This window comes from Streptomyces aureus (genome assembly GCF_001418135.1).
In the GTDB taxonomy this organism is placed as follows: Bacteria; Actinomycetota; Actinomycetes; order Streptomycetales; family Streptomycetaceae; genus Streptomyces; species Streptomyces aureus_A.
This window is the reverse complement of the sequence record NZ_LIPQ01000103.1, coordinates 59872-66122: the sequence shown is the minus strand read 5'-3', so window position 1 is coordinate 66122 and position 6251 is coordinate 59872. Positions and strand designations below refer to the sequence as shown.

Annotated in this window: 6 protein-coding genes and 2 pseudogenes; all 8 read right to left on the bottom strand. The window is 68.9% G+C overall.

The genetic code is table 11. The annotated features are described in order from the left end of the window. Nucleotides 1-35: 35 nt before the first annotated feature. A protein-coding gene (locus tag AOK00_RS36960) for an IS5 family transposase (protein ID WP_254047324.1) occupies nt 36-853 on the bottom strand; the annotation gives its coding sequence in 2 pieces (ribosomal slippage) (nt 36-496 and nt 496-853; 819 coding nt in all). An 80-nt stretch (nt 854-933) separates the two neighbouring features. Further along, nucleotides 934-1862: pseudogene (locus tag AOK00_RS38220) on the bottom strand (IS5 family transposase). A gap of 111 nt (nt 1863-1973) precedes the next feature. After that, nucleotides 1974-2468: a hypothetical protein gene (locus AOK00_RS11055; RefSeq protein WP_055600132.1), complete on the bottom strand. Its 495-nt coding sequence runs from the start codon at nt 2466-2468 to the stop codon at nt 1974-1976. Between the two features lie 52 nt (nt 2469-2520). After that, a pseudogene (locus AOK00_RS11050) lies at nt 2521-3231 on the bottom strand (transposase); the annotation flags it as partial. A 207-nt stretch (nt 3232-3438) separates the two neighbouring features. Next, nucleotides 3439-4032 carry an FG-GAP repeat domain-containing protein gene (locus AOK00_RS11045; protein WP_055600131.1) on the bottom strand — a complete coding sequence of 198 codons (594 nt, stop codon included), beginning with the start codon at nt 4030-4032 and terminating at the stop codon, nt 3439-3441. Nucleotides 4033-4352: 320 nt separating this feature from the next. Next, nucleotides 4353-4490, bottom strand: coding sequence for a hypothetical protein (locus AOK00_RS38985; RefSeq protein ID WP_159041734.1), 138 nt, complete (start codon nt 4488-4490; stop codon nt 4353-4355). Nucleotides 4491-4519: 29 nt separating this feature from the next. Then, nucleotides 4520-5170, bottom strand: coding sequence for a hypothetical protein (locus AOK00_RS11040; RefSeq protein ID WP_055600130.1), 651 nt, complete (start codon nt 5168-5170; stop codon nt 4520-4522). A 59-nt stretch (nt 5171-5229) separates the two neighbouring features. Then, nucleotides 5230-5784, bottom strand: coding sequence for a hypothetical protein (locus AOK00_RS11035; protein ID WP_159041733.1), 555 nt, complete (start codon nt 5782-5784; stop codon nt 5230-5232). Nucleotides 5785-6251: the final 467 nt, after the last annotated feature.

Sequence of the window (6251 nt, the reverse complement as noted above, 5' to 3'; positions counted from 1 at the left end):
CGGAACTGAGCCTTCTGCAACACCTTTTAGAGGTCCTAACAAAGGCGTTGGACGTGTCGGTGGGTGATGAGGCACGTGGCGAGGCCGAGGAAGGCTTCGTGTATGTCGTCGCGTCGTTCCCAGCGGACGCGTAGGCGGCGGAAGCCGTGAAGCCAGGCGATGGTCCGCTCGACGACCCAGCGGTGGACGCCGAGGCCGGAGCCGTGCGGGACTCCGCGGCGGGCGATCACCGGTTTGATGCCCTGGGCCCAGACCAGGCGGCGGTATTTGTCATGGTCGTAGCCGCGGTCGGCCAGCAGCGTGTCCGGTCGTCGCCTGGGCCGGCCGACCAGGCCGGCGACGGAGGGGACCTTGGAGAGCAGGGGCATCAGCTGGGTGACGTCGTTGCGGTTTCCGCCGGTCAGCGACACGGCGAGTGGGATGCCCTGCCCGTCGACGAGGACGTGGTGCTTGCTGCCCGGCCGGGCTCGGTCGACCGGGCTGGGTCCGCTTTTGGGCCGCGTCGAGCGGCCCGGACGTGGCTGGAGTCGATCACCGCCCGAGACCAGTCCAGCTGCTTGGCCGACCGCAGCTTCTTGAGCAGGACCAGGTGCAGCTGATCCCACACGCCGGCCTCGTTCCAGACGGCGAGCCGCCTCCAGCAGGTCATGCCGGATCCGAAGCCGAGCTCCTGGGGCAGGTACTCCCACTGGATGCCGGTGTGGAGCACGAACAGGATCCCGCACAGAGCCTGCCGGTCAGGCACCCGCGGCCGACCCGCCACCAGCTTCGGCGCCGGAGCTGGCAACAACGGCTCGACCAGCGACCACAGTTCATCCGACACGATCCACGGCCGGGAGTTCCTCTTCGCCACGAACGGACCAACGAGCAACCAAGCCGACAGTCACATGATCAACAGCTTCTGTTAGGACCTCTTAGGACTTGTCCGGTCGATCACGTCCGGAGCCAGGTGGTGAGGGCTGCGGCGGTTGCGGTGCCGAGGTAGACGTAGCGGCGTTTGTCGTAGCGGGTGGCGACTGCCCGGTGCTGCTTGAGGCGGTTGATGGCCCGTTCGATGGTGTTGCGTTTCTTGTAGCGCTCTTCGTCGAAGGCCGGTGGCCGCCCGCCGCATGAGCCTTTGCGCAGGCGGGCGGGGTGGCTGTCGGTTTTCTCCGGGATGGTGTGCCGGATGCCGCGGCTGCGCAGGTACTGGCGGCAGGGTCCGTTGCTGTAGGCCTTGTCGGCCGCGATACTGTCCGGCTTCTTACGTGGCCTTCCCGGCCCGGGCTTCGGGACGCGAATCTTCTCCAGGACCGGCTTGAATTAGGTGCAGTCTGCCCGCTGGCCTGGTGTGACGACCAGTGAGAGCGGGCGGCAGTTGCCGTCGGCGCTCAGGTGGAGTTTGGTGGTGAACCCGCCGCGCGAGCGGCCCAGGCCCTCACCTCCAGCACCACCTACAGGGCGGGCGACGAGGCTCTGCCACGGCGTTTCGTCCTGGTGTTCTGAGGCTTCGTCCCCCTTTGAGGCGGGGGCCGGCGGCGGGTCGGTGCGGGCGCCAGCCGCGTGCTGATGAGCCCGCACGATGGTGGAGTCGACCGAGATGTCCCAGTCGATCTCACCCGCCGCGTCGGCTGCGGCCTGGACCTGCTGGAGCAGACGCTCCCAAGTTCCGTCACTCGACCACAGTCGGTGGCGTTCGTAGACGGTCTTCCACGGCCCAACCGTTCGGGCAGATCGCGCCACTGCACGCCGGTCCGAACCCGGTGCAGAATGCCGTCGATCACCTGCCGGTGGTCCCGCCACCTGCCGCAACGCCTGTTGCTGACCGGCAGGAACGGCCGCAACCGTTCCCACTCGGCATCAGTCAGATCACCCCGACCCATGTCCACATCAACGACCCGGACACGGACTAGTCACATGATCGGCCGGACAAGTCCTAACAGGTCAAGGTGTCCGTCAGAGACACCGGCCTATGGGCGCCGGACGCTTCATGATCACGTTGAGGTATCAGGCATGAAGGCATACGTACGGAGCGGATCGAGGTGCAGCTCGTGCGGGCCCATGCAGTCCGCGGTAAGAGTGGCCACGCGTGTCCCGCACCTGCACGCCATGTTGCGGCCTCCGGTTCCAAGCGGCCCGCAGCATCCGTGGTGCACGCCCAGCCGGCTGGTCAGCTGCAGACTCGGCACGTCTTGTGGATGCACGATCACGGAGTTCCTGGGTCCGGCAGGCACCATGCCGGTCATGTCAGGTGGCATGAGAAGCGCGCGGCTTCCCTGCACGTCCGTGGTCTGGGCATCCGGGATTTCGAAGGGGGCGCCCCAGGGTTCGGGATCGATGGCATAGCTGCCTTGGGGGACTGTCGATGGCGCGAGCCGTGTCGTGCGGTGGCGGTCCTTGTCGTGCACGGAGACGTCCGGGATGCCCGGAAGCTTTTGCAGGTCCGGGGTGAGTTCGGCGCTGCACTTCGCGCAGTAGAAGACCGTCATACGAGCCGTTGTATCCCACCGACAGCGTCGGTTACGACTGCGTTTTTCCTGCTTAGACCGCCTGTCCGGGGCAGGCGGTGGGAAAGGCGATGGATTCGTCGAAGGCGATCCGGTTCTGGAGGCAGTGGTGGAGCTGGCCGAGCATGCGGTTGAACAGGTGCCGCAGGGCTTGGGCGTGCCAGTCTCCTGCTTCGCGTCGGCGCCTGTAGTGGGCGTTGGCGCCCTTCGAGTGGGTGAGGGTGGCGAAGGCCCAGAGGTATCCGGCGTGGTTGAGCCTGTTGTTCTTCACGAACCGGCGGCCGACGTACTTGCGTTTGCCGGAGGCCCGGGTGATGGGGGCCGCGCCCGCGTATGCCTTCAGTCCGCCGGCGGTGGCGAAACGGGTGCGGTCGTCGCCGATCTCGGCCAGGATGCGGGCGCCGACCTGAGCGCCGACGCCGGGGAAGCTGAGCATGATCGGCGCGTCCGGGTGGGTGCGGACGGTCCGCTCGACCGCCTTGGCCAGCTCGTCGACGGCCTTGCAGGCGGCGTTGAGCTGGGTCAGCAGGGCCTTCGCCTGGATTCCCATGGCTTCCTCGGGCGCGGGCAGCTGACAGGCGGCAGGCTGCCGGAACAGGGTATGGAGCCGTTCGGCGTCCTCGGTGAAGCCGCGCTTGCGGCCCGCGTTCGTCATCATCAGCCGCAGCTTCCACGTCGGCAGCAGGGCCGCGAGGGTGGGAGTGTCAGCAGCGTGGCCGGCTCGGGGTGACGGTGGGCGGTGTAGGCAAGGGCGCCGAGAGAAGGCCGGTGTCCCTCGTTTCGGTGGCGGTACCTTCAGCCGGTCCCGCGCACGTGCGGGGACGCGGGACCGGCTACGGGCGTCCGTAGTGTCGGGGCCGAGACGACGTTACGGCGCAGTTGGGCCGTACGCAGGTTCTGGCCCGCCGTCAGCGTGGTCTGCTGCTGCGTTGGTTCGACGGCGTGGCTTCGTTCAGGCAGCGTGGTTGTAGCCGAACCCGATGTCGTAGGACCAGACCCGCTGGGCGAGGAGCGGGGTCTTCCAGTTGCCGGTTCCCCGGTAAAGGGACATGTCGCCGTTGCCACGGATGGCGAGCAGATCAGGGCGGCCGTCCTTGGAGACGTCTCCGGTGGCGATGAGGTGGCTGTAGGCGTTCCAGCCGCCGCCTACGCGGGTGCGCGGGGCGAACGTGCCGTCGCCCTTGCCCAGGTGGTTCCAGAGAACGCCCGAGGTGTCACGGGCGAGGAGGTCTCCGGCCGGGCCGCCCGCGATGTCGCCGACGGCGGTGATGTAGTTGTAGATGCCCCAGCCGGTGCCGATCTTCGTCCGGGCGGCGAAGGGGGTGGTGGCGTTGCCGGTTCCGGGGTGGAGCCAGAGAACGCCGGTCTTGTCGGCGGCGAGGACGTCCGGCCTGCCGTCGCCGGTCAGGTCGCTGCCTCCGGTGATCTGGTTGTAGACCTGCGATCCGGTGCCGACCTTGATACGGCCGTAGAAGCCGCCCTTGCCGCTGGCGGCTTGCTGGGCGCGGCGGGCCCGCTGGGCGGGGCGCGACTGGTTGCGTGGCATGGCGGTGGTCTCTCCGGGCATCCCGCGCTTGCCCGCAGGTATGCGGGTGAGTAGCGCGGGTCCGGGTGGGGGCCTTGGCCGTCAGGGCTGTCCCCGACGCGGGGGGGGGATTCAGCGGCGGCGATTGGCGGTGCGCGTCCTGCCGAGCCGCATCGTAGCGGTCTGCATCGACCGTCGTCGGGCGCTTCGGCGTTTCCCCGCGATGCAGGGCCTTACAAGGTGAGCGGCACGTGGGCCTCCGCGCCCTACGGCCCTGGCGGTCAAGGCCTTGTGGCCCTTGTGCTGTGCCCCGTCAGAGGCCGGGGCTGAGAACTCACCGATCAGGGTGTCGTCCCGGGTGGCGTGCGCTGTCCGTGCGCGTGGCTGAGCAGGTACAGGGCCGCCTGGAGGATGAGTGCGACGTAGTGCCTGGGCGGAGTGCCGGTCAGGCCGTGGAGGATGTCGTTGCGCAGGTTCATTCCGCGGTCGGGATCGACCAGGAGGAGTTTTAGCGCCTTGCTCCAGTCCGCCGGGTACCCGGCCTTCGGCATGCTCTGGAGGAGTGTGCCCATAAGGTCGACGCCACCAGGGCTCTGTCCTCGCGCCACGGAGATGACAGGGACCTGGGGGCGTAGAAGCTGGCGGAGGATCTGTTCGAGCTGGGGCAGTGCCACGCACGCCGCGGCGTCGAATTCCTGCAGCCAGTAGTAGCGGAAGGCCCGGGCGAGGTCCGCGCGCGAGGCTCGGGGAGCACCGTCTCGTGTGCCAGAGCGGCGGTCATTTCGGACTCGTCGAGCCGGAAGCGCTCGCCGATGCGGTCGAGCTGGATTGCGGTCAGCCTTCCGAACAGCCTCAGGCCGCGGACCTGCATCGCCACGGCGAGGTCGTCATCGGCGTCGACGGGCGGGCGGACGAAGACCGGTCCGGCTGGGTTGATGCGCGAACGCGGGCTCCGTAGCAGGCCCTCGAGTGCGCCGTCGGTCTCGACCTCGGCCTGCGCGCGCATCGCCGGGTGGATGTCCGGCACGGTGAGCCACAGGGCGGTCCGCAGGTCCGGGGTGGCATCGACCTGATCCTGGTGCCAGAAGGCCGCCGCGGGCGGGATGGTGCCCTCGGTGCGGATGGAAGTTCCTTCCGGCGTGGTCTGCTGCAGGGCCATCTCGGCGCGGGCCCGCAGGTCGGGCAGTCCCCGCTTGTGCGCCTCGGTCGCTGCCTGCGTCAGAAGGGCAGGCGGCGGTGGCCTGCGTCGGCGGTATCGGCGGCGTCGAGGAGGGTATGGACCACGGCGGTGTCGATCTCCGCGTGGCGGCTGGGGGGCACGTTCTTGCGCAGCGCGTCGAGGAGGCCGAGCCGGACATCCATGTCGTGGGTGAAGAGGCTGACCGCCTGTTCGGCGAGGTCGGCGACATCGCACTTAAGGGTCTGCAGCGTTTCCAGGGCGGCCAGCAGGGGCCGTCCCTCGGCATCGGCGTTGGCGTCTGCGAGGAGGTGCTCGGCGATGGTGAGGGCGTCCTTGGTCACGCGTTCGCGCAGTTCGGGCTGCTTGAACTTGAGGGAGAGCTCCCCGGCCCTCTTCAAGCACTGGGCGGCCCGCGGCCACCTGTGGCCGTCTTCGGCGGTCAACAGCAGTTGCGCCGTGTCGAGGTATCCGGTGGCCGCGCCGCGGACGTGGTCGGGCCTACGGCCGTGGCCGGCGTCGAGCAGCAGATGATGCAGGTGGCCACGGAGAAAAGGGTCATCCACGTGGTCTGCGTACAAGTTCCAGATCTCCACCTGGGCTGGTGCGGGCGGAGCCGGCGACGTCTCCCCCGATTCCTTCCGGGCCTTCGTCACCGGAGCGGGCCGACGGTACAAGGCCGCGACCCTTGCGCCCCGGTGTGCGGTGGCCGTGATCGAGCCGACGTCCGCGGTCGCGAGGGCCCGCGCGGGGGTCGGGTGGGAGACGGCGTCCTTCGACGCCCTCGTGAGCGCGGACAGCACGCTCGGCTCGATCTGGGACACGGGGCCCCGCTTTCCTCACCAGCAGTATCGGAGCAGCCGGGGTCCGCGGGCACCGGATTTGGTGCCCTTGGTGGTCCAGCGACCCAGGCCAGTTGGCGGGCCTGGTGCCGCATCAGGCAACCTTCGCTTTACGGGCTACCCCGCATAGCCGTTGGTCGGCGGCGCGCGGGGATCTTGGTGTCGTCGTGGACGGCGTCCCAGGCCTTGTTGATGCTGCCCGAGGTGCGGTGGGCCTCGTC